The organism is Streptomyces sp. NPDC045431 (assembly GCF_040646655.1).
Lineage (GTDB): Bacteria > Actinomycetota > Actinomycetes > Streptomycetales > Streptomycetaceae > Streptomyces.
Genome location: NZ_JBEZAQ010000005.1, coordinates 1 through 26,930, shown reverse-complemented (window position 1 = coordinate 26,930; position 26,930 = coordinate 1). Strand labels below are relative to the sequence as shown.

General features: G+C 71.4%; 22 protein-coding genes and 1 pseudogene. 21 read left to right on the top strand and 2 right to left on the bottom strand.

Annotated features, from left to right (window positions below; translation table 11 throughout):
* Positions 1–117: 117 nt before the first annotated feature.
* The 8 genes and pseudogenes from AB0A69_RS13735 to AB0A69_RS13700 all read left to right on the top strand — a co-directional run.
* Positions 118–347: pseudogene (locus AB0A69_RS13735) on the top strand (LysR family transcriptional regulator); the annotation flags it as partial.
* A gap of 320 nt (positions 348–667) precedes the next feature.
* Positions 668–1,480 carry a hypothetical protein gene (locus AB0A69_RS13730; protein WP_361419901.1) on the top strand — a complete coding sequence of 271 codons (813 nt, stop codon included), beginning with the start codon at positions 668–670 and terminating at the stop codon, positions 1,478–1,480.
* Between the two features lie 41 nt (positions 1,481–1,521).
* Complete coding sequence (locus AB0A69_RS13725; RefSeq protein ID WP_361419898.1) at positions 1,522–2,313, top strand: DUF6454 family protein; 792 nt, start codon at positions 1,522–1,524, stop codon at positions 2,311–2,313.
* Positions 2,232–2,702 carry a DUF6454 family protein gene (locus AB0A69_RS13720; RefSeq protein ID WP_361419895.1) on the top strand — a complete coding sequence of 157 codons (471 nt, stop codon included), beginning with the start codon at positions 2,232–2,234 and terminating at the stop codon, positions 2,700–2,702. The genes AB0A69_RS13725 and AB0A69_RS13720 overlap by 82 nt, the downstream gene beginning before the upstream one ends.
* A gap of 468 nt (positions 2,703–3,170) precedes the next feature.
* Complete coding sequence (locus tag AB0A69_RS13715) at positions 3,171–3,449, top strand: polyprenyl synthetase (RefSeq protein ID WP_361419892.1); 279 nt, start codon at positions 3,171–3,173, stop codon at positions 3,447–3,449.
* Positions 3,439–4,503 (top strand): polyprenyl synthetase family protein, encoded by a 1,065-nt coding sequence (locus AB0A69_RS13710; protein ID WP_361419889.1) that lies wholly within the window; start codon positions 3,439–3,441, stop codon positions 4,501–4,503. The genes AB0A69_RS13715 and AB0A69_RS13710 overlap by 11 nt, the downstream gene beginning before the upstream one ends.
* 21 nt (positions 4,504–4,524) lie before the next feature.
* Positions 4,525–5,703, top strand: a complete 1,179-nt coding sequence (locus tag AB0A69_RS13705; RefSeq protein ID WP_361419886.1) for an oxygenase MpaB family protein — start codon at positions 4,525–4,527, stop codon at positions 5,701–5,703.
* Between the two features lie 191 nt (positions 5,704–5,894).
* Positions 5,895–7,496: a protein kinase gene (locus AB0A69_RS13700; RefSeq protein ID WP_361419883.1), complete on the top strand. Its 1,602-nt coding sequence runs from the start codon at positions 5,895–5,897 to the stop codon at positions 7,494–7,496.
* 64 nt (positions 7,497–7,560) lie between these two features.
* On the opposite strand, the gene AB0A69_RS13695 is transcribed toward AB0A69_RS13700, so the two are convergent.
* Positions 7,561–7,935, bottom strand: a complete 375-nt coding sequence (locus AB0A69_RS13695; RefSeq protein WP_361419880.1) for a metalloregulator ArsR/SmtB family transcription factor — start codon at positions 7,933–7,935, stop codon at positions 7,561–7,563.
* Positions 7,936–8,149: 214 nt separating this feature from the next.
* Between AB0A69_RS13695 and AB0A69_RS13690 the strand changes: the two genes are divergently transcribed.
* From AB0A69_RS13690 to AB0A69_RS13680, 3 genes are all read left to right on the top strand, one after another.
* A complete protein-coding gene (locus AB0A69_RS13690) occupies positions 8,150–9,556 on the top strand; it encodes an NAD(P)-binding domain-containing protein (RefSeq protein WP_361419877.1) in 1,407 nt (468 codons plus the stop codon).
* 226 nt (positions 9,557–9,782) lie between these two features.
* Positions 9,783–11,135, top strand: a complete 1,353-nt coding sequence (locus tag AB0A69_RS13685; protein WP_361419874.1) for an AMP-binding protein — start codon at positions 9,783–9,785, stop codon at positions 11,133–11,135.
* A gap of 88 nt (positions 11,136–11,223) precedes the next feature.
* Positions 11,224–11,805: a hypothetical protein gene (locus AB0A69_RS13680; RefSeq protein ID WP_361419871.1), complete on the top strand. Its 582-nt coding sequence runs from the start codon at positions 11,224–11,226 to the stop codon at positions 11,803–11,805.
* Positions 11,806–11,871: 66 nt separating this feature from the next.
* On the opposite strand, the gene AB0A69_RS13675 is transcribed toward AB0A69_RS13680, so the two are convergent.
* Positions 11,872–12,435 (bottom strand): VanZ family protein, encoded by a 564-nt coding sequence (locus AB0A69_RS13675; RefSeq protein ID WP_361419868.1) that lies wholly within the window; start codon positions 12,433–12,435, stop codon positions 11,872–11,874.
* 854 nt (positions 12,436–13,289) lie between these two features.
* Between AB0A69_RS13675 and AB0A69_RS13670 the strand changes: the two genes are divergently transcribed.
* The 10 genes from AB0A69_RS13670 to carB all read left to right on the top strand — a co-directional run.
* The gene (locus AB0A69_RS13670; RefSeq protein ID WP_361419865.1) at positions 13,290–14,174 is read left to right on the top strand and encodes an Inducer of phenazine A; all 885 of its coding nucleotides are present in this window, start codon (positions 13,290–13,292) and stop codon (positions 14,172–14,174) included.
* A gap of 241 nt (positions 14,175–14,415) precedes the next feature.
* On the top strand, positions 14,416–16,734 hold the full coding sequence (locus AB0A69_RS13665; RefSeq protein ID WP_361419862.1) for an iron-containing redox enzyme family protein: 2,319 nt from the start codon (positions 14,416–14,418) through the stop codon (positions 16,732–16,734).
* A 90-nt stretch (positions 16,735–16,824) separates the two neighbouring features.
* Complete coding sequence (locus AB0A69_RS13660; RefSeq protein ID WP_361419859.1) at positions 16,825–18,663, top strand: carbamoyltransferase; 1,839 nt, start codon at positions 16,825–16,827, stop codon at positions 18,661–18,663.
* Positions 18,664–18,714: 51 nt separating this feature from the next.
* On the top strand, positions 18,715–18,864 hold the full coding sequence (locus tag AB0A69_RS13655; protein WP_361419856.1) for a hypothetical protein: 150 nt from the start codon (positions 18,715–18,717) through the stop codon (positions 18,862–18,864).
* Positions 18,865–18,905: 41 nt separating this feature from the next.
* Positions 18,906–19,859: a TauD/TfdA family dioxygenase gene (locus tag AB0A69_RS13650; protein WP_361419853.1), complete on the top strand. Its 954-nt coding sequence runs from the start codon at positions 18,906–18,908 to the stop codon at positions 19,857–19,859.
* A gap of 82 nt (positions 19,860–19,941) precedes the next feature.
* The gene (locus AB0A69_RS13645; protein ID WP_361419850.1) at positions 19,942–21,195 is read left to right on the top strand and encodes an ATP-grasp domain-containing protein; all 1,254 of its coding nucleotides are present in this window, start codon (positions 19,942–19,944) and stop codon (positions 21,193–21,195) included.
* A gap of 199 nt (positions 21,196–21,394) precedes the next feature.
* Complete coding sequence (locus AB0A69_RS13640) at positions 21,395–21,685, top strand: hypothetical protein (protein ID WP_361419848.1); 291 nt, start codon at positions 21,395–21,397, stop codon at positions 21,683–21,685.
* Positions 21,682–22,932 carry a biotin carboxylase gene (locus AB0A69_RS13635; protein ID WP_361419845.1) on the top strand — a complete coding sequence of 417 codons (1,251 nt, stop codon included), beginning with the start codon at positions 21,682–21,684 and terminating at the stop codon, positions 22,930–22,932. The genes AB0A69_RS13640 and AB0A69_RS13635 overlap by 4 nt, the downstream gene beginning before the upstream one ends.
* Complete coding sequence (carA, locus tag AB0A69_RS13630; RefSeq protein ID WP_361419842.1) at positions 22,929–24,071, top strand: glutamine-hydrolyzing carbamoyl-phosphate synthase small subunit; 1,143 nt, start codon at positions 22,929–22,931, stop codon at positions 24,069–24,071. Before AB0A69_RS13635 ends, carA begins: the two co-directional genes overlap by 4 nt.
* On the top strand, positions 24,064–26,930 hold a 2,867-nt coding region (gene carB, locus AB0A69_RS13625; protein WP_361419839.1), incomplete at its 3' end, for a carbamoyl-phosphate synthase large subunit. The genes carA and carB, both read left to right, overlap by 8 nt.

Sequence of the window (26,930 nt, the reverse complement as noted above, 5' to 3'; positions counted from 1 at the left end):
GGGGAGGCTGCTAAAGCCCGATAGGCCAGTGCTATCAGGTAGCAAGGCGCCGTTGAACCTGAGACAGGTTCGCCGCCAACCTCTTGGTGGATGTTGAATGGCGTCCTGCTCTCGCCCATGGACCTGGAGATACGGCATCTACGCGTGGTGACCGCCTTGCCGATGCCGGCAGCCTGCACAAGGCGGCACGCGTACTGGGAGTGGCCCAGCCGACCTTGACCGCGCAGGTGCGCCGAATCGAAGAGAGCCTCGGCGGGGCACTGTTCCTCCGGCTGCCCGACGGCTGCCGCCCCACGCTGCGCGGGCACCAGCTCCTTGCCCGGGCCCGGTCCGTGCTTGTCGAAATGGCACATTTTCAGGCGCCATAGCTGCGCCCTGGCAGCACGAAGCGACGCCCAACTGGAAGCCGTCTATGACGACTTGCTCGCCGTCTACCGAGAGGCGGTAGAACAGGCACCGCTCTACAAGGCGATGGGCCCCCTGACCTTCGCGCACGCACCCTGAGATTGAACTCGTGGTGTCGTGCGGTTGCTCGCCGATGTCGACGGGAGCGGGGCGCTCGCCTTCGCCAAGGTCGTCATCGCCGCCCTTCTCGACACCCCGGCGCCCGACGGCGTCGGGATCCGAGGGGCTGACCGGGACAGCACCCCGCTCTACGATCATGCCCATGTCGACCTCCATCTCCTCCCTCCCGGTGCTCCGAGGCCGGGGCGGGGCCGTCCTGTCCGCCGAGGACTTCGGACTGGTCCTCGACCTCCCGCGCGAGCAGGTCACCTTCACCCCCGATGGGCTGGGCCGGATACGCGCCGAGGGCGGCTCGGTCCTGATCGAACTGCGGGCGAAGGCCGGGGCGACGCCGCGCGTGCACCGCATCGACGACGTGGACGAGGCGGCGGCCACCGCCTTCGCCGACGGGGTCAACGCGATCCTGGCGAACCGGACGGACAGCGACGACGTCGACGGAGCCCCGTTCGCCGTGGTCCGCTCGCTCGCCCCCACCTGGCGGACCAGGTTCCACCGCCGTATCCTGCGGGGCACGCTGTCGCACCTGCTGGCGCTCGTCGTCCTCTGCGTGGTGGCCGGCTTGCTGGGCAGGTGGGACCTGGTGCTCCTCACGGTCCCGGTCGGCGGCTTCGCCTGGCTGGGCCTGTGGATGGGCCTGTACGGGGTGATCCGCGCGCGGCGGGAACGCTGGCTGTACCGGCATGGCGTCATGGTGACCGCCACCCGGGCCACGATGTCCCGCGGGGCGTACATCTACCCGGACGCGACCGGGACGTACCGCGGCTTCGTGCACGGCGAGGCCGGCCCCACGATCACCGTGGCCCACCCCCCGGAGGACCCGGCGGACGTGCTGGTGCCGGCATCGCCGTTCACGCACCTGGTGAACACCTACGCGGGCGCCGTCCTGGTCGTCTGCTGCAGCGCCATGATCGTCCTCCACGCCGTGATGGCGGTGTACTTCCTCCTCGACGGCTAACGAGCTCGTTGCATGGTTACTGAGGCTCAACTAGTGCCGTCATGACGGCTGGTGGTTGCCTATCCACGGGACGGCGGCCTCGGCTCGCCGAGAATGCTCAAGGCGAAGCGGATGCGCCTCTTGGTGCAGAGCGCGGACTGCGCTGCGTCGTCCGCGGGGACGGGCGAAGCGTCTCCCGTTACGGGAGCGGGCAAAGTCTCGGTCACCGGATTATGAGCCTTTCTGATTCCGCAGTGGCCACGGGTGTGGGCGACGACTCGAATGAAGCCGTCGTCGTGGCGGTGCGGCAGCTCACCCGGAACACACCGTGGACGGTGGCCGCGCAGGTGCCGTTGGCCTTTCCCGCTCACCACCCTCAAGGCGTCACGCGTGGCCGTGATCACCGGCTGTATGTGTCGATGGCGGAGATCACCGAGGCCACGCGCTTCCATGACAAGTCCGTCGACGGTTACGACCGAACTCCCGGCCGCGGGCAAGGCCACGTGTTCGTCACGGACGCCGGTGGAGCGGAGGTGGGCTGGGTCGGCGTGGGCGAGGGCACGATGTACCACCCCGGTGGTATCGACTTCGACGGTGAATCCCTGTGGGTACCGACGGCGGAGTACCGGCCCGACTCCCATTCCATCGTCTACCGGGTGGACCCCGACACCCTGGAGGTACGGGAGGCGTTCCGGTTCGACGACCACATCGGCGGGATCGTCCGCGATCGCCCCAGTGGGCTGCTGCACGCCGTCACCTGGGTTCCCGGCGGGTGCTCACGTTCACGGTCGAGGGCGAGCTCATGCACCGGGCCGAGAACAGGAGCCACTTCGTCGACTACCAGACCTGTGTGAGCGCGGGCGGCGGCCACATGGTGTGCACGGGCATCACGGAGTACCCCCTGGCCGGGGGCGGCGTCTTCAGCCTCGGCGGGATCGCCGTCGTCGACATCGCCTCGGGCCGCATCGCGCACGAAGCGCCGGTGACCGTACTCTCACCGGCCGGCCGCGTGGTCACGTACAACGCGGTGCACCTGGAGACCGACGGGCGCGTCCTCAGGATGCTGGCCGTCCCCGACGCGCTCTGGTCCAGGGTGACGACCGGACCGCGGAGGAACCGGGTCCACACCTCGGTCCCGCACGCCACATCCAGAGCTCGTCCTTCGGGCAGCGCGGCGAGAAGCTTCCCGATGTCGGCGGTTTCCCGGTCCAGGCCGGCGTTCACCCCGGGGGCACCGCGATAGCTGGTCTCGTCGTAGACCGGGGCACGATGCCGGTAGTACCGCTCCCGCACTAAGTCACGCATGCCCCGAGAGCTACCCGTGCCCGAAACAACGGGCAAACAACAGGTGCCCTCTCCCTGACCGAACGGCCGGAAAGAACGCGAGAGCCCTGCCCAGGCCGGCTACCGAGCCGTCCGCCGCTTCGTCGATAAAGCGGCTTCGGCGGGAAGGTGATGTGGGGGCAGACCGCTTGCGCGCCGGTGGCGCACAGGAGCGTTTCCAACGGGCCCCAGGCGTCCGGGGCGTCACGGCAGGGCTGCTTGGCATGCGGACGCAGAGCCGTACACCCGGGCCGCGCGCAGGTGAGCCGTACGCCCGATCGACATGATCACTCGTTGGTGAGTTCCCCTGCCCCGATGCCCGGTTCGGCACGACGCTGTTCCGCGTAGCGCGGTGACGGCGTCGGACGCAGTGTGGCTAGGGGATGGCATGACGCGGGATACGGGAGTGAGTGGGGGACGGGACGGGCGGGCGGTCCTGCTGGCCGCGGGGTTGGCGGATGTGGCGGTGGGCGCACTGGGAACGGCACTCGGCACCGTGAGGGGGCTGCTGAGACGTTCGGACGCCTCTCAGCTGGCGTCGGAGACCGAGCGGGACCTGATGGCGCGCGGGCGCCTGGTCCTCGACCGGTACGCGGTTGCACCTCCGGCCTACCTCGAGGTGCTCGCCCGGCACGCGGTGGCTCGGCGGGCCGACGATGACGTCTGAGTCGTGGGAGCCGGGCGCGTTCAAGGCGCGTGTCGACGAGGTGCTGCGGCGTTTCGTGGCGGAGGAGGCCGACCGGCTCGCGGCGGTCGACCCGGCGTTGGGCCCGGTGGCCGACGAGGTGGAGGCGGCGGTCGCGGCCGGCAAACGGCTGCGGGCGGCGTTCTGTTACTGGGGCTGGCGCGCGGTGGGACAGCCGGACAGCGACGCGCTGGTGCGGGCGGCGGCCTCCATGGAGCTGGTGCACGCGGCCGCGGTGGTACACGACGACCTCATCGACGACAGTCCGCTGCGGCACGGCCGGCCGACCGCGCACCTGGCCCTGCGCGGTCTTGTGGAGCACCATCCGCGGCCCGCCGGGGCCGCCCGGTCACTGGCCATGCTGGTCGGGGATCTGCTGATGTCGCTGGCCGGACAGCTGTTCATCACCAGCGGTCTGCCCGCCGCCTACCTGGGCCGGGCCCGCCCCCTGTGGGCGGCGCTGGCCAGGGACCTCATCGCGGGGGAGTGCCTGGAGATCCTGCACACGGGCGCGGCCCCCGACACGGCGGCATCGCTGAAGGTCATCCGCTACAAGACGGCCAAGTACACCGTGGAGCAGCCACTGCTGATCGGCGGCGCGCTCGCCGGGGCCGGTGAGCGGCTGCGCGAGGGCTACTCCGCGTACGGCGTGCCGCTGGGGGAGGCGTTCCAGCTGAGGGACGACCTGCTCGGCATGTTCGGAGACCCTGTGCTCACCGGAAAGGCCGGCGCCGACGACGTACGCGGCCATCGGCCCACCGCCCTCCTCGCGGAGACCTGGCGACTCGCCGGGGAGGACGAACGCGAGCGGCTGCGTCACCTGCTCGGGCGGGACGACCCGGACGACCCCGACGAGGACGGTGTGGAGGCCGTACGCGACGTGATGCGCCGGTTGAAGGCGCCTGACCGCATCGAAAACATGATCAACGCGAGGGTCGAGGAGGCTCTCCGCGTCTTCGACGAGTTGAACCTGCCCGCGCCCGCCGCCACCGCTCTCACCGCCCTGGCGCACTCGGCAGCGGTCCGCCGTTCCTGACGGAGATCAAGGAGCCCTGCCATGACCTACACCGAAGCGTCCATGAACGCCCTGCGACAGGCCGGCGACGATCTGGCCGATGCCACGGTCGCCACGCTCTTCGAACGCGGGGAGGTGGGGAAGTTCAACACGCTGATGCGGTACGTCTCCACCGTCGGCGCTCCACTGCCGGAAGGCCTGCCCGACGTCGCGCGTGAGTACCTTCACGCCACGAGCGCCCCGCCGGCCTGGGTCGACTGGGGTGAGATGGAGAAGGCGCGCCTCTTCTTCGCCGACAACAATGTGCACATCTCCACCGCCCTGTCGTTCGCCTCCATGCCCGCCTGCTACGTCGTCCCCCACGTGGCCAAGCTCCTCTCGGCGACTCACGGTCTGAAGTACCCCTCCAAGCGGATGGCGGAGACGGGCCAGTTCACCGTCTACTTGATGCAGCCCGACGCCTTCGAGGCCGGCAGCCGCTTCATTCCGGCCGCGCAGAAGGTCCGCCTGCTGCACGCCTCCATCCGCCACCACCTCAAGCGCGAGAACCGGTGGAACACCGCGGAGGCGGGGGTGCCGATCTGCCAGGAGGACATGATCGGCGGGCAGATGTTCTTCTCACTGCTCGTCCTGGACAGCCTGCACCGCCTCGGCATCCACATGTCCATGGAGGGTGCGGACGCCTACTACTACGCCTGGCGGGTGGTCGGCGCCATGCTCGGCGTCGATCAGGACGCCGTCCCCCCATCCCTGGACGAGGCCCGCCAGTTCCTCGACCTGTACATGATCCGGCACATGGGGCCCTCCGAGGAGGGAGTGCACCTGACCCGGCAGCTGATCGACCTCTACGAGGAGGTCGTGCCCGGCACGCTCTTCGACCCGATCGTCTCCGCGCTCATCCGCTACCTCATCGGGGATACGTGTGCCGACTGGCTGGGGGTGCCCAGCACGCGCTGGGACACCGTCGTCAAGGCCGTTCCCCGTCTCCTCGGTGTTCTGGAGACCATCGAGGACCGCTCCCCGTTCGGCGCCTGGGCTTTGGACCGTCTCGGTCACCTCACCACCATCTTCGAGCTGTCGACCCTCACACGCGGGCGCGTCATGCACTACGCCATCCCCGAGAACCTCAAGAAGGACTACGGCATCTCGTCCACGCCGCCTCCCAACCGCCGATGGGCCCCACCGGCCCCCACCGTCCCCCAGCGGCCCCGGCGCCCGTGATGCCCGACGCATCCTGCGCGTACGCCTCTGCCGTCGCCTCGACTGCCGGCTCGACCACTGGAGTGATCACACCGGACGTCCGCCGGTCGGCCGGAGCATCCCAGGTCAGCGGGTCCACGCGGCCCGTCTAGGCTTCTGTCCCGGGGTCGGCCCGTCGGCCGGTCGGGGATCAGGGGGAGGGCGACCGTCCGATGAGCAGCACCGCCGAGGTGTTCCAGCCGCTCCAGGCGGACGACCCTCCCGTCGTGGCCGGTTACCGCCTCGCGGCCCGGCTCGGCGCCGGGGGCATGGGCCGGGTGTACTTGTCGCACACCCGGGGCGGCCGCCCTGTGGCGATCAAGGTGGTGCGGCCGGAACTGGCCGACGACCCGGCCTTCCGGCGGCGGTTCCGCCGGGAGGTGGAGGCCGCCCGCCGGGTCAGGGGCGCGTACACCGCGGAACTCGTCGACGCCGACACCGACGGCGTACCCCCGTGGCTCGCCACGTTGTACGTGCCCGGGCCGTCCCTGACGGAGGCCGTCGCCCGGCGCGGTCCGCTGCCGGTGTCCGCCGTGCTGTGGCTGATGGTCGGCGTGGCCGAGGCGCTCCAGGCGATCCACGCCGCGGGGATCGTGCACCGGGACCTCAAGCCGTCGAATGTGCTGCTGGCCACCGACGGGCCACGGGTGATCGACTTCGGTATCGCGACCGCCGCCGACCTCTCCTCGTACACCGCCACCGGCACCACCGTCGGCACACCCCACTTCATGGCCCCCGAGCAGGCGACCGCCGGTGCTGTCACCCCGGCGACCGACGTCTTCGCGCTGGCCCAGACGGCGGCCTTCGCGGCGCTGGGCGAACCGCTGTACGGGGATGGCGTCGCGGCCGCCGTGCTGTACCGGATCGTGCACGAGGAACCCGATCTGTCCCGGCTGCCCGCGCCGCTGCGCCCGCTGTTCGCCCGGTGCCTGGCGCCCGACCCGGGGGAGCGGCCCACGTTGGCGGAGGTCGTCGAGTGGTGCCGGCGGCGACTGGACACGGATGCCGACGCGGGCGGCGGGCCGATCGTGTGGCGCGAGGTCACGGGGCCCGAGACGACCGTTCCGGGCCCGGTGCGCACACCCGCCGCTCCGTCGACCGAGGCCGCGACGCGGTCGCTGAGGCCCGTACGGGGTGGGGCGCCCGGACGGCGTACCGCACTGATCGCGGGCGCGGCCGTGACGGCGGGCGCTCTGCTGCTGACGGGCCTGACGTGGCTCGCCGGGGACCGGTTCGGCCTCCGCGAGCGGGCCGCGGACACCCCCGCCTCGACACCCGGGCCGAGAAAGCCCGCACGGTCCGCGGCGCCGCCTGCGAGCACCGTGCCGACCACGGGCGGCGGCTCCTCCCGGGGGCCGCAGCCCGTCCCGGACTCCTCCCCGGCGCCGGGAGCCGCCGTGCTGTCCCTCGCGTGGCTGGACGGGAAGAACTCCCTGAGTCTCCGGGAACCGATGCTGCGCGAGGACCGTAAGGGGGACATCCGCCTCGACTGCGAGAGCGACGTCGACTGCGCGCTGAGCAGCGACACCAGCGTGTTCGTGCAGCTGTTCAACGGAAAGACCGCCTCCCTCGACGTCTGCCGTCACCTCCTGAGCGGCGCCATCGGCTCCGACTACCGGACCTGGTCCCTCGTGGCGGCGGACGACGGCAGCCAGCTCTGCGTCAAGAACGCCTCCGGCGACATCGGGGTGCTCACGATCCAGGTCAAGCAGACGGCCCTACGAGAAGCCGCCTTCCTGCAACTGGGCATGAAGGTCTGGAGGAAGGCCGCCTGAGACCGGCCGCAGGGTGCTGGACCCGCGCCTCGGGCCGGTCGGTCACACGTCGAGGGCGGGCATGTCAGACCGCGGCGGCCTTGGTGAGCAGCTGCCCCAGGGCGGCGAGTACGGAGGGCTCGACGCGGTAGTAGACCCAGGTGCCGCGCCGCTCGGAGGAGAGGAGCCCGGCCTCCTTGAGCTTCTTCAGGTGGTGGGACACGGTCGGCTGGGAGACGCCGACGTCGGAGATGTCGCACACGCACGCCTCGCCGCCCTCGTGGGAGGCGACGGCCGAGAACAGCCGCAGACGGACCGGATCGCCCAGCGCCTTGAACATGACGGCAGTGTGCTCGGCTTCCTCGGCCGTCAGCGGGCGCTCGGTGAGCGGCGGGCAGCACGGCTCGACCGCGGGCTCGACCTCGGGCTGGAGCAGGGGCAGCACCTCGATATTCGACATGTGTCTATGTTGACACGCGTCGAACCAGTTGGGTGAGTGAGTGCGAGATCGTACGTACCGGTCGGGTGGTCGGTGTTCCGGCCTGTCCTCGCGCTCGAAGGTTCCCCCATCCAGCTCAATTTGATGAATGTCTATGTTGACGGGTGTCGAATCAGATGCCATCCTGGCGGCATCAGGACATCGACGTACGTCGAAGTAGCAAAGGGGAACCGCCGTGACCGCCACCGCCACCGAACAGCTGCCCACCCTCGTGATCGGTGCTGGGCCCGTCGGTCTGGCCGCCGCCTCCCGGCTCCTCGAGCGCGGCATCGAGCCCCTCGTCCTGGAAGCGGGCCCGGCCGCCGGTGCGGCAGTGCGCGCCTGGGCGCACGTGCGGCTCTTCTCCGCCTGGGGCGAGGTCACCGACCCCTCGGCCGAGAAGCTGCTCGCCCCGACCGGCTGGGTGAAGCCCGACCCCACGACGTACCCGACCGGCGGTGACTGGGCCGAGCGCTACCTCCAGCCGCTCGCCGACGCCCTCGGCGACCGCGTCCGCTACGGCGCCACCGTCACCGGCGTCTCCCGCGCCGGCCGCGACCGGATCGTCGACGCCGACCGCGACACCCAGCCGTTCGTCGTCCACGTCGAGTACGCCGACGGCCGCGAGGACCGCATCACCGCCCGCGCCGTGATCGACGCCTCCGGCACCTGGACGACCCCCGGCCCCGCCGGTGCGTCGGGTCTCCCCGCGCTCGGGGAGAGGGCCGCCGCCGACCGCATCACCTACCGCGTACCCGACCTGAACGATCCGGCCGTACGCGCCCGCTACGCCGGCAGGCGCACCGCCGTCATCGGCTCCGGAGCCTCCGCCTTCACCGCGCTCGCCACCCTCGCCGACCTCGCCAAGACCGGCGACGGGAAGGGCACGAAAGCGGTGTGGATCCTGCGCCGCGGCATCTCCGGCTCCACCTTCGGCGGCGGCACCGCCGACCAGCTGCCCGCTCGCGGCGCTCTGGGCCTCGCCGCCAAGGCCGCCGTCGACCAGGGGTACGCGGACGCGGTCACGGGCTTCCGTACCGAGGCGATCGAGCGCGACGGCGCACGGCTCGTCCTCGTGGCCGAGGACGGCCGCCGTCTCGACCCGGTCGACGAGGTGATCGTGCTGACCGGCTTCCGCCCCGACCTGGCCTTCCTCTCCGAGATCCGCCTCCGCCTCGACGAACGCCTCCAGGCCCCGGTGGAGCTGGCCCCGCTGATCGACCCCAACCAGCACTCCTGCGGCACCGTCTACCCGCACGGCCACCGCGAACTGGCCCACCCGGAGAAGGGTGTGTACCTCGTCGGCATGAAGTCCTACGGGCGCGCGCCCACGTTCCTCGCGCTCACCGGCTACGAGCAGGTCCGCTCCGTCGTCGCGGCCATCGCCGGCGACCTCGACGCCGCCGACCGCGTCGAAATCACGCTGCCCGAGACCGGCGTGTGCGGCGGAGCGGGACTCTTCGACGCGCCCGACGCCCAGGGGGACGACGCCGACGGCTGCTGCGCCCCCGCCCCGGAACTCATCCAGCTCGGCGCCGCGACCACCGTCTCCGCCCCGGCTCGGACCGAAGAGGCTCCGTCGGGCGGCTGCTGCGGCTCGTGACCACCGCGTGACCCGCGTGACCCGCGTGACCCGCGTGACCCGCGTGACCCGCGTGGCCCGCGTGGCCCGCCCCTCCGCGACACCGCTGCGCTGCCCGACGGCCCGCTGCCGAGGCGCCGCCCGGGCGACGCCACCCCGCACCTTGGACGTTCCACCGAGGGGAGGCGGCACCCATGGTCGGGAAAGCGCATTGTCCGGAGGGGCGTTGGCGGATTGGATGGCGCGAATGAGATCCATGCTCGACGGCTGCGCGCCCTGGCCCGAGGAGTTCGCCGACCGCTACTGGGCGGCCGGGCACTGGCGTGGCTACACGCTGGACAACCTGCTGCGCGGCTGGGCCCTGGAGTACGGGCCCCGGACCGCGCTCGTGCAGGACGGTACCCGGCTCACGTACGCCAACCTGAACCGGCGCGTGGACCGGATGGCCGCCGGCTTCCGGCTGCGCGGACTCCGCCCCCGGCAGCGGGTCGTCGTGCAGCTGCCGAACGTCCCCGAGTTCGTCGTCACCGTCTTCGCGCTGATGCGCGTCGGCGCGGTCCCCGTGTTCTGCCCGGTCTCCCACCGCGCGCCCGAGGTGTCCCGCATCGTGCGTGTCACCGAGGCCGTCGGGTACGTCGGGCCCTCGACGTACCGGGGATTCGACCACAGGGCGATGGCCGCGGACATCGCGGCCCAAGGGCCTTTCCTGCGGAGGGTGTTCACCCTGGACGCGCCAGGCGGCCCGTCCCCGTACGGCGGCCTCGCGACCGATGTGTCGGGCTGCCACTACTTCCCCCTGAGCTCCGTCGAGGCGCCACCCGGGCCACCGCTCGCGCAGAGCGCGGACCAGGTCGCGTTCCTCCTGCTCTCCGGCGGTACGAGCGAGGCGCCCCGGCTCGTTCCGCGCACGCACAACGACTACGCCTACCAGGCCCGGGCCGCCGCCGCACTGGTGTCACTCACCGAGGACGACGTGTACCTCGCCGCGCTGCCCGCCGCGGAGAACTTCGCCTTCGGCTGCCCCGGCATCCTCGGCACCCTCTCCGTCGGCGGCACGGTCGTCCTGGTCGAGGACCCGGAACCCGCCGCATGCCTCGCGGCCATCGAACGCGAGCGGGTCACCCTCACGTCGCTGGAGCCGGAAGCCGCCCGGTCGTGGCTCGACGTCCCTCCCGCGATCCGGGCCGACGTGAGCAGCCTGCGCCTCGTACAGATCGGCGGCGTCACCCCCGGGCGCCGGGAGACCGCCGAACGGTGGGGCGCTACATGGGGCTGCCGCCTGCAGCAGGTCTTCGGCGTGGCCGAGGGGCTGCTCACCCTCACCCGGCCCGCCGACCCGGACGAGACCGTGCTCACCACGCAGGGCCGCCCGCTCTCGCCCGACGACGAGATCCGCATCGTCGACGCCGACGGCAAGGACGTACCCGACGGGGAGTACGGCGAGCTCCTCGCGCGCGGTCCGTACACCGTGCGGGGCTACTACCGGGCGCCGGACCACACCGCACGCTCCTTCACCGCCGACGGCTACTTCCGCACCGGCGACCTCGCCCGGCGCACCCCGGACGGCAACCTCGTGGTGACCGGGCGCCGATCGCGGTGAACGTGCGGTGCGTTAAGGTCCTGACGACCAGTTCGACCAGTTCGACCAGCAGGGCCGGGGCAGTGCGCCGGAGGGGACCAGCGGAGCAGTGGCCGACGGATTCATCCGGTGGTACCGGGAGGCGGCGGCCACACCGGTCTTCGCCGAGCAGACGGAGCTCTTCGCGGCACACGGCATCGCGCTCGTCCACCCGGTGCGCGGCGCGGCCGTGGTGCTCGACGTCGAGGGGGAGGGCGTCCTCATGCGGCCGGAGGAACTCGGCCGGCTGCTGGGCCTGCGCATCGCGTCCCTCACCCTGAACTGGTGGTTCTCCGCCGACGTCGACGTGGTGGACGCGTACGCGTATGAACCGCTCGGTTGCGAGATCCAGACGCTGTGGCTGGACGGCCTCACACCCGAGCAGGCCGACACGGTCGAGGCGGCGGTGGTCGCGGCGGCGACGGCACTTCCGGTGCCGACCCGCGCCGTGATCGTCGACCGGGAGGGGGAAGGCGACCCCGAGGACTGGGACTCGGCCGTGCTGTACGAGGGGGAGACGCCGTCGCGCTTCCCGGACCGGGTCCTGGCGCGCGGCCCGCTCGCGGAGCGGCTGCGGAGGTCGTCGCCGGAGCTGAGGAGTGAGGGGACCGGGGGAGGCCTGACCCTGTTCGCCCCGGCCCGTCGGCTCTGACGGCGAAGGAAAGCCCCGCTGGTTCCACGACCAACGGGGCCCTTTCCCATGCTCTCGTCCCGTGCGTCACTCCGCGGCCGCGTGCCGCCGCCCGGTGAAACGGTGCCACCAGTGGCGGCGCCGAGGGTGCACGGCACGCCCCAGCAGTCGCCCCAGCAGCAGGTAACCGAGCAGCGCCCCCGTGGTGTTGAGCAGGACGTCGTCGATGTCGAAGGCGCGCCCGGTGATGAGGGCGCCCTGCACCAGTTCGACCAGCAGCATCACGAGGGCGGTGACCACCGCCACCCGAACCAGCCCCCGGGCGCGGGGAAACAGCACCGGCAGCAGCAGGCCGAACGGCACGCCCAGCAGCACGTTGCCGCCGATCTGCTTGGCCGCGTCCCGAAGGTCCGGCTGCCCGAGGTACGCGCGGATGGAGTCCCCCGGACGCAGATTGCTGTGGGTCAGTGACTCCGAGGCGACCGAGGGCTCCAACGTGAGGCGTGCGAGCAGGACCGCGAACGCCACCATCCCCACGAACGCCAGCAGCATGGCCACGGCTCGTCCCACGGGCGACAGCAGCGGCCGGTCCCACGCCGTTCGCCCCGGTGGCTCTCCCTCGGTCCTCTCCCGCACGACTGTCCGTGCCATCAGATAACTCCCTACTCCCTTTCAGGCTGGGGTGCTCGTCCCGGATCCGTACGACCGGACAGCAGCGGTGAGCGTCTCCCGCACCCGTCCGGTGTGTGCCATGCGAGCTCGTCTACCCTCGCCGACCGGTTGGAAGCGCCCGGTACCGGTACGTCGGCCGGGGGCACCTCCGCGCCCACCGCCACCGCCACCGCCACGGCCACCGGCACGGCTGGTTCACGCGCTCGGTGCAGCGGCCGACTCTCCCGGCGACCGCCCCGCAAAATGCCGATGTCACCTGCCTTTGCCGCATGTGTCCCCCCTTCGGGAACCCGCGTTGCGCGTTCCCGACCTCGAGGCTCGGTTCAGTCGGAGTCGAGAACAGGCAAAACTCTCGTCGTACGGAAACGACGCACGCCCCCAGCGGAATCCCGGCACCGGCGGAAAAGAGGAATCGGCTGCACCGGAAAAGTCGGAGCCGGAAATTCGGGGCCGGAAAAGCCGGAGACCGGAAAGGCGGGAAAACCGGAGGAACGCCCGTGCGTATGGCACAAGGAGTACGGCGGGCCGGGAGCCGGGTGCGGAGCGCGGGAACGGGGCGCGTGACGGCATGCGAAGAGAGCAGCACGTGAACAGCGACCACCTCGTGGTGCGCCCTCTCGCGCAGGCGGCCCGGTACCGACTCCACCGCGGTCCGCTGATCCATCGGCATCGGAAGAACGAGCACGGAATCGAGGAGCGTCCTACCCGTGAACTCCCAGCGTGAACGCCTGACACCGCAAATGCTGCGGTACGACGATTTCGACGACCGCGCGGAAACCCGGTACCTGCCGTACCTGATGTATTTCCATCGGGCGGGGTACCGTTCCGCAACGGTGAACACCGATCGGCTGGGATTCAGGATCTCCCACGGTGCCACCACGCGGGGCTCGGTGGAAAACCCGCCCCAAGGCCCGGTCCGGCTGCTGGCCGGCAGTTCCACGCCGTTCGGTATCGGCGCGACCAGCGACGCGGCCACGATGGCGTCGCGCCTCTGGTCCCGGTACGCCCCGTCGGTCCCGTGGCTCAATTTCGCCGGCCGCAGCCACAACTCGATGCAGGAACTGCTGCTGTTCCTGATGCACCGGGAGCTGCTGCCCGAGGTGGAGGAGATCGTCGTCTTCTCGGGTCTGAACGACCTGGCGCTCAGCAGGCTGCCGGACGCACAGCGCGGCGACCACGGCGCGTTCTTCAACTGCGGTGAGTACTTCGACCAGATGGAGGAGCTGCGCGTCCGGCACCGCAAGCAGAAGCGCGGCTTCGGCCGGCGCCCCGGCGCGAACGGTACCGACCACCACACGGTGCCCCCTCTCGCGGACCGGATCGAGTACGCCGTCGACCTGACCACCCGCCACCTCGCCGCCCTGCAGCTGCTGGCGGCCCCGACCGGCGCCCGGATCACCTACGTACTGCAGCCGCTCGCGACCTGGGTCCGGGAGTCCGGATCACCCGAGGAGAAGGCGGTCTTCGGCGAGCTCGACGAGGTCTCCAACTTCTGGGAGCTGTACGGCGACATCGCCACGATGGAGTCCGGCCGCAGGTACGCCGAGGCGCTCCGCACCGCCTGCGAAGCGCAGAACGTCCGCTTCCTCGACATGAGCCCCGTCCTCGCCGAGGCGGTGACGGTGAACGACTGGCTGTACGTGGACCGCGCGCACTTCACCGACCACGGTACCGAGATCGTCTCCGGCCTCCTCGCCGACTCCCTCGGCCTCTCCTAGGGCCTGATCGGCAAGACACCCCCTAGCCCCCACCGAGGCCCCACGTCCCACGCCCAAGGCCACGCACCAGCACCGGAAGAGAAGAGAGGGCATCCAGCCATGTCGTTCGTGCGAAAAGTCATCGCGAAGCTGTTCGGGCGCAAGCGGAAGGCGAAGAACGACGCGTCCATCTACCCCATGTTCTGACCGGACGTGCACCGCACAGCCCCGGGTGCTCGACCACGCGGGAGAGAGGGGAACGATGCAAGGCCCAGAGGCAGCTGCCACGGCGACGCCGTCCGCACACCACCGGACGGGAGGCCCGCACGGGCTGCCGCAGGACGGTGGCTCCGCACGCACCGTGTACGCGTACGCGGCGGACCCGGAGGCGTCCCTCCCCGACGGCAGGTTCGTCGAAGAGGTCCGCACCGCGCTTCACCACCACCCCGCACCCCCGGCGGGCGACGGCTCGCTCGACGCGCTGTTCCGCCAGGCCGCCGACTGGGCGTCCGCCGAGCGCGAGCGGTTCCGGGCGCTCCTCGGTGAGGACGGCGAGGACGGCGGCGCGGAGGGTGGGCACGGCGGGGCGCCGGCCCGGCCGGCCGACCGCCCCGAAGGACACCGCCAGGTGCTCGTCCGGCGGGCCGTCCTCGGCTGCGCCCCCCTGTCCCTCATGTCCGGCGCCTGGCTCCAGTGGCTGAGCGCCCCCGGGAACGCGGACGCCCCCCTCGTGCTGAGGATCCTCGCGCTGTACGCCGCCGACGTCGGCGCGGGCCACCCGGCGGCCTCCCGGGGCAGTGCGTACCTCGAACTGCTGCGCAGGCTGCGGCTCGCGGAGAACGCGGCACCGGCGGTGCGGCTCACCGGCGACCAGCGCATCACGGAGGGCGCGTTCCGCCTCCCGGCGCTGCTGCTGGCGATGAGCAGACGGCCGGACGACTTCCGCGCGGAGATCCTCGGAGCCGACCTGTGTCTGCGTGCGGTCGGGCTGCTGCCCGCCCTGGCGATGGTCCGGGCGGCGCTGCCGGCGGAGGCGGACTGGGACGCCATCGATCCGGCCCACCGGCGCGACCCCGAGGGCCCGTCACCCGCCGAGCAGTGCCGCACCGCAGTGGACGAGCTGCTGGCGGAGGAGGGCGACCGGGCCGCGGACGCGGTGCGTGCGGGCTTCCACTGGGCGCTGGCCGCCCTGCGCGAGTGGTCCGAGGCGCTGCATGCGGAGCTGGTGGCGGCCGGGGACCCCGCGTTCGACATGGCGGAGCTGATGCGCCTGCGGTCCCGGGAAGGCGCCGTCTACCACCACCAGTTCATGCTGGAGGGCAAGTCGCTGGCCACCTGGCTGGCGGAGTGCCGGACCGACCCGGGGCCGCTGCTCGACGTCCTGGCGCGCAGCAAGCTGGTCAAACCCGGCCGCTCGGGTGCCAGTTCCCTCGTCCGGGGGCTGGTGGGGGAGCGGGGGCCGATGTTCCGGGTCTTCTCGCCGGAGGACCTGGTCGTCCTGCGCCGCTGGATCGACTCCCTCCCCGCCAAGCCGCCCGCCGACGCGGCGGACACAGCCGGAGCCGCGCCCGCGGCACCGGTGACCTCTCCGCAGAGCTCCCCGGCCCGGGCGGCCACCCCCGGCACCGCAGAACCCCTGGCGGCCGTCGCCGGCGCGCTGCGCGCGGGAGCCCGTTCCCCGGGCCGCGCGCCCTCGGGCCTGCGCGAGGCGTACCACCTGCTGATGAACCGCACCGACACCCCGGCGCTGCGCTCCTGGGCCATGGAGTACGTGGCCGGCTGGCTCGCGCGCTCCCGGCACGGCATGGACCGTACGAACATGCCGCTCCCCGAGCGCTGGGGACACGAAGGGCTGCGGCCCTGGCTGCAGGCCCAGCACGACCGGCACGGAGCGGAGTTCGAGGAGAACGCGGCGATCCCGCTGCCGTCCCGGGAGGCCGTTGTCGACGACACCGTGCAGACGGCGCCGCTGACCCTGATCGACGGCAGCTGGCTCCAGGGGTTCACCGACTACGAGCAGGCGTCGTCCGCGATCGGGCACTCCCTCTTCGAGACGTACTGGGACGAGCTCGGCAACGGCGAGCCGCACCTCAACCACCCGCTCATCTACCGCGACGTGCTCAAGGAGATGGGCGTGGAGCTGCCGCCGACGGCTTCGGCCGCGTTCGCGCGGTGGTCCGGCTTCCGTGAGGAGTCCCTGGAGCTGCCGGTGTACTGGCTGTGCGTGGGCCGCTTCCCGCGGACCTTCCTGCCGGAGGTCCTGGGGCTCAACCTGGCCATGGAGTTGTCGGGCGTGGGCGGCACGTACCGCAGGGCACGGCTGGCGCTGAAGTCGTACGGCTTCAGCACCCGCTTCGTGGACATCCACAACACCATCGACAACGTCGCCACCGGGCATTCCGCCTGGGCCGCCGATGCCGTGGACACCCTGCTGGCCTCGCTGCCCGACACGCCCGGCCCCGGTGGCAGGGCGGACGTGTGGGAGCGCGTCCGCGTCGGCTACCGCTCGCTCAACCCGCCGAGCGGCATGGGCGCGCGGCTGGCCGCCCGCCGCAGCCGCCTCTCCGGCCGGCGCCGGTGAGGCGCCCCGGGAGCCCGCGATGCGGCGACGTACTGACGCACCCGGCCACGCGCGGGCGTGGTCACCGACCCAAGGCGGAGGAATGCAGCGGTGTCTGACCTGATTCTCGGAGTCTCAGCCTTCTACCACGACAGCGCGGCCGCGCTGATCGCCGACGGCGTGCCCGTCGCAGCGGCCCAAGAGGAACGTTTCACCAGGCGTCGGCACGACTCCTCGTTCCCCTCGCGGGCGGTCGAGTACTGCCTCGACGAGCAGGGCGTGAGCCTGGACGACGTCTCCACCGTCGCCTACTACGAGGACCCCCGGCTGAAGTTCCGGCGGGTCATGGCGACCTTCGCGGGCGCCGCGCCCACCGGCTTCGCCTCCTTCCGCGACACCCTGCCCGCCTGGCTGGGCCGCGGCGGCAAGCTGCGCACCGACGACACCGTGCGCGCCGAACTCGCGGCGCTGCGCCGGGGCCGGGTACCGGAGGTCTCCGTACGCCGCCACCACGAGTCGCACGCGGTGTCCGCCTTCTTCCCGAGCCCCTACGAGTCGGCGGCCGTGCTGTGCATCGACGGCGTCGGCGAATGGGCCACGACCACGATGTGGCACGGCCGGGGCACCGAGCTGCGGCCCGTGGCGGAGCTGCGGTTCCCGCACTCGCTCGGGCTGCTGTACTCGGCGTTCACGTACTTCTGCGGCTTCAAGGTCGACTCCGGCGAGTACAAGCTCATGGGCCTGGCGCCCTACGGCAAGCCGCGGTACGCGCACCTCATCGAGGACCAGCTCATCGACCTCAAGCCGGACGGGTCCTTCCGCCTGGACATGCGCTACTTCGAGTACCTGCGCGGTCAGGTGATGACCGGGCGCGGCTTCGAGAAGCTCTTCGGCGGCCCCCGGCGCGCCCCCGAAAGTCCGCTCACGGAGCGGGAGTTCGACCTGGCGGCCTCGGTGCAGGCCGTGACCGAGAAGGCCGTGCTCCGCCTCGCCAAGACGGCGCGCGAGCGCACCGGCGCGACCAGGCTCTGCATGGCCGGCGGCGTCGCGCTCAACTGCGTGGCCAACGGCAAGGTGATCGACGCCGGAATCTTCGACGAGGTGTGGATCCAGCCCGCCGCCGGCGACGCCGGAGGCGCCCTCGGCGCGGCCCAGGCCGTCGCCATGGAACGGGGCGTGCGGCGCGACCACCCGCGCACCGGCCGCGACGCGATGAGCGGCTCCCTGCTCGGCCCCGCGTACGACGACGACGAGATCGCCGCGTACCTGGAGTCGCGGGGCATCCCGCACCGGCGGCTGGACAGCGCAAGCCTGGCCGAGCAGGTCGCGGACGGGCTGGCCCAGGGCAAGATCGTCGGCTGGTTCCAGGGGCGCATGGAGTTCGGCCCGCGGGCGCTCGGCGCCCGGTCCATCATCGGCGACCCGCGCAACCCGGACATGCAGTCGGCGATGAACCTGAAGATCAAGTTCCGCGAGTCGTTCCGCCCCTTCGCCCCCGCCGTGCTGGCCGAGGACGCCAAGGACTACTTCGACCTGCCGCAGGAGAGCCCGTACATGCTCGTGGTCTCCCAGGTCGCCGCCGCCCAGCGGCTGGAGGCCCAGGAGCACGGCGCCTCCGGGCTGGACCTGCTCAAGGTGCAGCGCTCCACCATCCCCGCCGTCACCCACGTCGACTACTCGGCGCGCGTGCAGACGGTGACGGAGCACAGCAACCCGCCCTACCACCGGCTGCTGACCGCCTTCAAGTCCCTGACGGGCTGCCCGGTCCTGGTCAACACCTCCTTCAACGTGCGCGGCGAACCCATCGTGAACTCGCCCCACGAGGCCTACACCTGCTTCATGCGCACCAACATCGACATGCTGGCGCTCGGCAACTTCCTGCTGGAGAAGCACGAACAGCCCGCGTGGACCGAGACGTCCGACTGGCGCGAGGAAATCCCCCTGGACTAGGCCGTGTCCGGAAAGTCCCGCCCGCCGCCCGCCGACAGAAACGGAACGTTCATGCGCACCTTCCTGCTCCTCCTCGTCTACTACCTCGTCGTGACGCCCTACGGCCTGCTGAGCCGCGTCGTCAACGACCCCCTCGCCCGCCGCTGGGAACGGCGCGCGGACACGTACTGGAACCCGCCGACCCCGTCACCGGCTCGCTGAGTGGCGCACCAAGGCGTGCAACCGACTGAACGGAGACAACGATGACCAGCCTGCTCCAGTTCGCCCGGTACCGTCTCGAGGACAGTGCCCGGGACCTGGTGACCAAGGAGATCTCGGCGCGGGTGTCGGAGACCAGCCTGGACTCCGACCTCGACGACGCGATCCTCGGCGGCATCGGCGCGTACGCCCTGCGGCGCCATCTGCCCGGCGACATCCTGCAGGGAATCCAGGTGTTCACGGCGGCGGGCTCCCACGCGTTGCTCCTGTCCAACCTGCCGGCACAGGAGTTCCCGGCCACGCCGGTCAGCGGATTCGCCGACGAGGCCGGACTCGCCGTCACCAACGCGATCCACCTCGGGCTGATCCGGATCCTCGGATGCACCCCGTTCGCCGTCAGCTACGAGAACGACGGCCGGCTCATCCGCAACGTGGTGCCCAACCCGGCGGCCTCCGGAACCACCAGCTCCTGGGGTGCCGACTCGGAGTTCTTCTGGCACACCGACAATCCGCACCAGCCGTTCGGACCGCCCGGCTCCGATCCCCGGCTGTACACCCCGGCCTACCTCACCTTCTTCGCCATACGCAACGAGGAGCGGGTACCCACCGAGATCGCGGCGCTCGACGACGTGGTCGTACGGCTCGACGACGAGACCCTGGCCGGCCTCATGGCCCCGGAGTTCCAGGTCGGCGCACCCGACTCCAACGACGGCGAGGCCATCGGCCCGCTGGTGAAGACCGCCGTCCTGGAGACCGCGCCGGACGGCCGCCACCGCGCCCGCTACGACCGCGGGACGACGACCGGCGTCACGCCCGCCGCGCAGGACGCGCTGGAGCGCTGGTCCGCCGCCCTGAAGACCGTCCCGTCGGCCGACCTGGTGCTGGAGACGGGCGACTTCATGATCTTCGACAACCACCGGGTGCTGCACCGCCGCAAGGCGTTCACGCCCCACCCCCACACGAACGCGCGCTGGCTGCGCCGCTGCTACGCCGCCTGACAACCACCAGCTCCCATGAGCGAGCAGCGGCCCCACCCCCCCCACCCATCGTCCAGCTCACCTCACCCCCGAAGGGAACCCCATGGGCAAGTACCGCGTGGCAGTCGTCGGCGGCCGGCCGGCACCGGTCACGGGCGCCAAGGAACTCGGCATCGACGTCGTCCTCGTCCACGAGGAGGGCGCCTATGACGTGGCCGTGGCCCAGCACTGCGAGCGCATCGTGCACGCCCCCCTCGACGACGGGCAGGCCATCCTCGACGTACTGAAGCCGCTGCACGACGAGCGCCCCTTCGACCGCGTCCTCACCACCACCGAACCGGCCGCCGAGTCCACCGGCTTCGTCGTCGACTCCCTCGGCCTGCCGGGTGTCACCGAGGCCACCGCCCGCGCCCTCAAGGACAAGGCCCTCACCCGGGAGCTCCTGGACCGGCACGGACTCAGCCCCGTGCGCTACCGCATGGTGAACAGCGCCGACGAGATCGCGGCGTTCCGGGCCGAGGTGGGCGAGCGCATCATCGTCAAGCCGGTGGACGGCGTGGCCAGTCTCCACATCCACCCCGTCGACGGTCCCGAGGACGCCCGGAAGGCCTGGGAGGCACTGCGCGAGGCCGGCATCTCCAAGGTCATCGCCGAGGAGTACCTGGACGGCCCCGTCGTCAGCGTGGACTCCTTCTCGTACGGGGGCCGCCACCTCACCATCGGCTACTCCGAGTACCGCATGAACGACCGGTACGTCGAGTGGGAGGTCTCCACCCCCAGCCGCTACGCCCTGCCGTGGCTCGCCGAACTCCGCGACCTCACCCCGAAGCTGCTGGACGCCGTCGGCCTCACCGAGGGGCCCTCGCACAGCGAGTTCGTCCTCACCCCGAAGGGCCCGCGCGTCCTCGAGTCGCACGCCCGGCTGGCCGGCAGCGGCGCGCCCGAGCTCGTACGCCGCGCCTTCGGGCTGAACCTCAACCGGATGTTCCTCACCGTCCCGCTCGGCATCGACGAACTGCCGCAGACCTCACCCGAGCCGCTGGGCGGAGCGGCGGTCCGGTTCTTCACCCCCGAGCCGGGCACCATCGACGCCATCGAGGTCGACGACGACGCGGCCGACGAGATCCGCCGCGTCCCCAAGGGCGAGAAGCTCTACGTCTTCCTGCCGTACCTGGACGAGTTCATGGACACCGAGGTGGCGGCGGTGATCGGCAAGGACGTCGGCGAGACGGTGCCCCCGCTGCTGACCGTCGCCGACTGCGTCTCCGGGTACGTCATCGCCTCCGGGCGCGACGCCGACGACGCGGTCGCCAAGTGCGAGGCCGTCAACGACCGGATCCGCTTCAAGACGAGCTGACGCCACCCCCTGCCGCCGGACGCCGTTTCCCCCCACCCCCACCCCCGCCCCCCACTCGCCTTGCGGGTTCGCCCTGCCGGGCGGCGGCGGGACCCCGAGCCGAGGTCCCGCCGCCCGGCCGGCCGCCCGGCCCGCCGGGGACGGCGTCCCGCTCCTCGCCTCCCCACCCCCTCTGAACGCCTCCTGGGATGGAATCACCATGAACACGATCACTTCCCCCGTCCTGGCGGAGGGCTCCCTGCCGGACCCCGTCGCCCAGCTGAACACCGTCCGCCGGCTCGTCGAGGAGCGGTACAGCGGTGACGAGCCGCTCGCCCGCGCCGCGCTCCACCTGATCGACTGCGCGACCGACATCGTGGGCCAGCTCCCCGACGGCGACCTCGACGCGGCGCGGGGCGCGCTCGGCTCGGCCCGCGCCGCGGTGGTCTCGGCGACCTTCGCGGTGGGCCGGATCCGGGACATGGCGGCCACCGGGACGGAGCGGGCATGAGCCGGCACATCATCGTCATCCACCGCTGGCGCGACCAGCACGCCCGGTACGACGACTACCTCGACCACCGCACCCACCGGGTCACCTACGTGACCACCCGACTCGCCCTCCCCTCCGTCCCCGTCGGCGCCGCGGCCGCCCGCGTGGTCCCGGCCACCGACGACATCGACGCCGTCTGGCACGCCGTGACCGACCTGCGCACCCACTTCGGCGCCCCCGAACGGGTCGTGGCCCTCAACGAAGGAGACCTCGACACCGCCGCGCTCGTACGCGAACGACTCGGCTGCGCCGGCCAGACCCCCGGCCCACTGGCCCGCTTCCGCGACAAGCTCACCATGAACCAGGTGGTCGCCGAGGCGGGCATACCGGCCCCCTCCTTCGCCGACGCCCCCGACGAGGAGGCCGTCCTGGCCTTCGCGGAGCGCCACGGCTGGCCCGTGGTGGTCAAGCCGCGCAAGGGCACCGCGAGCCGGGGCGTCGTACGCCTCGACTCCCCGGCCGACCTGCCGCTGCTGCGCACCTCGCCGCCGGAACCGCGCGTGGTGCAGGAGTTCTGCGGCGACCAGATCTTCCACATCGACGGCCTGTGGACCGGCGAGGAACTCGGCCCCTGGCGAGCCTCCCGTTACGTCAACACCTGCGTGGACTTCACCCAGGGCGAGGCCCTCGGCTCCGTCGAGGTCGACGACCCCCACCTCCTCGGTCCGCTCTCCACCTTCACGGCCCGGGTGGCGAGAGCGCTCGGCCCGGAACCGTGGGTCTTCCACCTGGAGGCCTTCGTCGGTACGTCCGCCGACGGCTCGCCCTCCGTCCGGTTCCTGGAGGCCGGCTACCGCGTCGGCGGCGCCGAGATCCCGTTCATCTGGCGGGAGGTGCACGGCATCGACCTGATGCACGCCGCCGCCGACATCCAGCTCGGCCGCCGCCCGGAGCTTCCCGCACCGGCCCACTGGGCGACGGGCGGCTGGCTGCTCGTGCCCTCGCCCGTCCCGGCCCCGTGCCGCGTCACGGCGTGGGAGCTCCCCGAACCGCCGACCCCCGAGGAGGGCCCGTACGCGTCCGTGATCCCGGCGGTGGGGCAGGTCGTCCCGCGGGTGGGCGGGTACGAACACGTGGGCGCTCGGTTCCGGTTCCGCGGCGGATCGAGCGGGGACGTGGAGAAGGCCGTTCTCAGGACAGCGGCCCAGTTCCGCCTGGAGTGCACCCCGGAGCGAGGAGCACGCGTGCCCTGCGGGCTGGACCGATGACCGGCGGCACGGCGATGGCGGCGGGCTCTCGCGCCGTACTCGTCCTGGAGGACGGCCGCGCCTTCCGCGGCCGTGCCTATGGGGCCGTGGGGGAGACTTTCGGCGAGGCCGTCTTCTCCACCGGCATGACCGGTTACCAGGAGACCTTGACCGACCCGTCGTATCACCGGCAGGTCGTGGTGATGACCGCGCCGCACGTCGGCAACACCGGTGTCAACGACGAGGACCCCGAGTCGAAGAAGATCTGGGTCTCCGGCTACGTGGTCCGCGACCCTGCCCGTATTCCGTCGAGCTGGCGCGCCACGCGCACGCTGGACGAGGAGCTGGCCGCCCAGGGCGTCGTCGGTATCAGCGGCATCGACACCCGCGCCCTGACGCGCCACCTGCGTGAGCGCGGCGCGATGCGCGTCGGGATCTTCTCCGGTGACGCGATCGGCGGCGACGCGGAGATGCTGGCCAGGGTGCAGGCGCAGCCGCAGATGAAGGGCGCCAACCTGTCGGCGGAGGTCGCCACCAGCGAGCCGTACGTCGTCCCGGCGATCGGTGAGAAGAAGTTCACGGTGGCCGCGATCGACCTGGGCATCAAGGGCATGACTCCGCATCGGATGGCCGAGCGTGGCATCGAGGTGCATGTGCTGCCCGCGACCGCCACCGCCGAGGACGTGTACGCGGTCGCCCCCGACGGCGTGTTCTTCTCCAACGGCCCCGGCGACCCGGCCACCGCCGACCACCCCGTCGCCCTCATGCAGGCCGTCCTGGAGCGCCGGACGCCGCTGTTCGGCATCTGCTTCGGCAACCAGATCCTGGGCCGCGCGCTCGGTTTCGGCACGTACAAGCTGAAGTACGGCCACCGCGGCATCAACCAGCCCGTGCAGGACCGTACGACCGGCAAGGTCGAGGTCACCGCGCACAACCACGGCTTCGCCGTCGACGCGCCGCTCGACAAGCCGTCCGACACCCCCTTCGGCCGGGCCGAGGTCTCCCACGTGTGTCTGAACGACAACGTGGTGGAGGGCCTGCAGCTGCTCGACCAGCCGGCTTTCAGTGTCCAGTACCACCCCGAGGCGGCCGCCGGCCCGCACGACGCCGCGTACCTCTTCGACCGCTTCGTATCCCTGATGGAGGCCGAGCGTGCCTAAGCGCACCGATATCCAGTCCGTCCTGGTCATCGGCTCCGGCCCGATCGTCATCGGCCAGGCCGCCGAGTTCGACTACTCCGGCACCCAGGCGTGCCGTGTCCTGAAGTCCGAGGGCCTGCGGGTCATCCTGGTGAACTCCAACCCGGCGACGATCATGACCGACCCGGAGATCGCCGACGCCACGTACGTCGAGCCGATCACCCCCGAGTTCGTCGAAAAGATCATCGCCAAAGAGCGGCCGGATGCCCTGTTGCCGACGCTGGGTGGCCAGACGGCATTGAACACGGCGATCGCGCTGCACGAGGCGGGTGTACTGGCGCAGTACGGCGTGGAGTTGATCGGTGCGAAGGTGGAGGCCATCCACAAGGGGGAGGACCGCGACCTGTTCAAGGGGGTGGTGGAAGAGGTCCGTAGGAAGATCGGCCACGGTGAGTCGGCCCGTTCGGTGATCTGCCACTCCATGGATGACGTCCTCAAGGGCGTCGAGGTCCTCGGCGGCTACCCGGTGGTTGTGCGCCCGTCGTTCACGATGGGCGGCGCCGGTTCCGGCTTCGCCCACGACGAGGAGGAGCTGCGCCGCATCGCGGGTCAGGGCCTGACGCTGTCGCCGACCACCGAGGTGCTCCTGGAGGAGTCGATCCTCGGCTGGAAGGAGTACGAGCTGGAGCTGATGCGCGACAAGCACGACAACGTCGTGGTCGTCTGCTCCATCGAGAACTTCGACCCGATGGGTGTGCACACCGGTGACTCGATCACGGTTGCCCCGGCGATGACGCTGACCGACCGTGAGTACCAGATCCTGCGTGATGTCGGTATCGCGATCATCCGCGAGGTCGGCGTGGACACCGGCGGCTGCAACATCCAGTTCGCGGTCAACCCCGTCGACGGCCGGGTCATCGTCATCGAGATGAACCCGCGCGTCTCGCGCTCCTCCGCGCTCGCCTCGAAGGCGACTGGTTTCCCGATCGCGAAGATCGCGGCGAAGCTGGCGGTGGGCTACACGCTGGACGAGATCCCGAACGACATCACGGAGAAGACGCCTGCTTCCTTCGAGCCGACGCTCGACTACGTGGTGGTCAAGGCTCCGCGGTTCGCGTTCGAGAAGTTCCCGTCGGCCGACTCCACGCTGACCACGACGATGAAGTCGGTCGGTGAGGCGATGGCGATCGGCCGTAACTTCACCGAGGCGCTGCAGAAGGCGCTGCGCTCGCTGGAGAAGAAGGGCAGCCAGTTCACCTTCACCGGCCCGGTCGGGGACAAGGCCGAGCTGCTGCGTGAGGCGGTCCGCCCGACCGACGGCCGGATCAACACCGTCATGCAGGCGATCCGCGCGGGTGCGACCCCGGAGGAGGTCTTCGACGCGACGAAGATCGACCCGTGGTTCGTCGACCAGCTCTTCCTGATCAAGGAGATTGCCGACGAGCTGGCGGCTGCGCGCGATCTCACCCCGGAGTTGCTCGCGTACGCGAAGCGGCATGGTTTCTCCGACGCGCAGATCGCCGAGATCCGGGGCCTGCGGGAGGACGTCGTCCGCGAGGTCCGTCACGCGCTCGGTGTGCGCCCGGTTTACAAGACGGTCGACACGTGTGCGGCGGAGTTCGCGGCGAAGACGCCGTACTTCTACTCCTCGTACGACGAGGAGAGTGAGGTCGCGCCGCGTGAGAAGCCGGCGGTGATCATTCTGGGGTCGGGTCCGAACCGTATCGGTCAGGGCATCGAGTTCGACTACTCCTGTGTCCATGCCTCCTTCGCGCTGAGCGAGGCGGGCTACGAGACGGTGATGGTCAACTGCAACCCGGAGACGGTCTCGACCGACTACGACACCTCCGACCGTCTGTACTTCGAGCCGCTGACGCTCGAGGACGTGCTGGAGATCGTCCACGCCGAGCAGCAGGCCGGCCCGATCGCGGGTGTCGTGGTCCAGCTGGGCGGCCAGACCCCGCTGGGCCTGGCCCAGGCGCTGAAGGACAACGGCGTGCCGGTCGTGGGCACCTCCCCGGAGGCGATCCACGCCGCCGAGGACCGTGGCGCCTTCGGCCGCGTGCTGGCCGAGGCGGGCCTGCCGGCGCCCAAGCACGGCACCGCGTTCTCCTTCGACGACGCCGCGCGGATCGCCGCCGGCATCGGCTACCCGGTGATGCTCCGGCCCTCGTACGTGCTGGGCGGGCGTGGCATGCAGATCGTCTACGACGAGCCGTCGCTGGCCGCCTACCTGCAACAGCACGCCGTGCTGATCGCCGACCACCCCGTCCTCGTGGACCGGTTCCTCGATGACGCGATCGAGATCGACGTCGACGCGCTCTACGACGGCACCGAGCTCTACCTCGGTGGCGTGATGGAGCACATCGAGGAGGCCGGTATCCACTCCGGTGACTCGGCGTGCGCCCTGCCCCCGATCACCCTGGGCGGGCACGACATCAAGCGCCTGCGCGCCTCCACCGAGGCCATCGCCCGCGGTGTCGGCGTCCGCGGCCTGATCAACATCCAGTTCGCGATGGCCGGCGACATCCTCTACGTCCTGGAGGCCAACCCCCGCGCCTCCCGCACCGTCCCCTTCACCTCCAAGGCGACCGCGGTGCCGCTGGCGAAGGCCGCCGCCCGCATCTCGCTGGGTGCCACGATCGCCGAGCTGCGCGCCGAGGGCCTGCTGCCCAAGCAGGGCGACGGCGGCACCCTGCCGCTGGATGCGCCGATCTCCGTCAAGGAGGCCGTCATGCCGTGGTCGCGCTTCCGCGACGTGCACGGCCGCGGTGTGGACACCGTACTGGGCCCGGAGATGCGCTCGACGGGTGAGGTCATGGGCATCGACGCGGTCTTCGGCACGGCGTATGCCAAGTCGCAGGCCGGCGCGTATGGTCC

Coding starts and splice junctions, on each gene's coding strand:
- AB0A69_RS13730 (WP_361419901.1), top strand. CDS start 668: ATGTCGACCTCCATCTCCTCCCTCCCGGTGCTCCGAGGCCGGGGCGGG.
- AB0A69_RS13725 (WP_361419898.1), top strand. CDS start 1,522: ATGACGGCTGGTGGTTGCCTATCCACGGGACGGCGGCCTCGGCTCGCC.
- AB0A69_RS13715 (WP_361419892.1), top strand. CDS start 3,171: ATGACGCGGGATACGGGAGTGAGTGGGGGACGGGACGGGCGGGCGGTC.
- AB0A69_RS13710 (WP_361419889.1), top strand. CDS start 3,439: ATGACGTCTGAGTCGTGGGAGCCGGGCGCGTTCAAGGCGCGTGTCGAC.
- AB0A69_RS13705 (WP_361419886.1), top strand. CDS start 4,525: ATGACCTACACCGAAGCGTCCATGAACGCCCTGCGACAGGCCGGCGAC.
- AB0A69_RS13700 (WP_361419883.1), top strand. CDS start 5,895: ATGAGCAGCACCGCCGAGGTGTTCCAGCCGCTCCAGGCGGACGACCCT.
- AB0A69_RS13695 (WP_361419880.1), bottom strand. CDS start 7,935: ATGTCGAATATCGAGGTGCTGCCCCTGCTCCAGCCCGAGGTCGAGCCC.
- AB0A69_RS13685 (WP_361419874.1), top strand. CDS start 9,783: ATGAGATCCATGCTCGACGGCTGCGCGCCCTGGCCCGAGGAGTTCGCC.
- AB0A69_RS13675 (WP_361419868.1), bottom strand. CDS start 12,435: ATGGCACGGACAGTCGTGCGGGAGAGGACCGAGGGAGAGCCACCGGGG.
- AB0A69_RS13665 (WP_361419862.1), top strand. CDS start 14,416: ATGCAAGGCCCAGAGGCAGCTGCCACGGCGACGCCGTCCGCACACCAC.
- AB0A69_RS13655 (WP_361419856.1), top strand. CDS start 18,715: ATGCGCACCTTCCTGCTCCTCCTCGTCTACTACCTCGTCGTGACGCCC.
- AB0A69_RS13650 (WP_361419853.1), top strand. CDS start 18,906: ATGACCAGCCTGCTCCAGTTCGCCCGGTACCGTCTCGAGGACAGTGCC.
- AB0A69_RS13645 (WP_361419850.1), top strand. CDS start 19,942: ATGGGCAAGTACCGCGTGGCAGTCGTCGGCGGCCGGCCGGCACCGGTC.
- AB0A69_RS13640 (WP_361419848.1), top strand. CDS start 21,395: ATGAACACGATCACTTCCCCCGTCCTGGCGGAGGGCTCCCTGCCGGAC.
- AB0A69_RS13635 (WP_361419845.1), top strand. CDS start 21,682: ATGAGCCGGCACATCATCGTCATCCACCGCTGGCGCGACCAGCACGCC.
- carA (WP_361419842.1), top strand. CDS start 22,929: ATGACCGGCGGCACGGCGATGGCGGCGGGCTCTCGCGCCGTACTCGTC.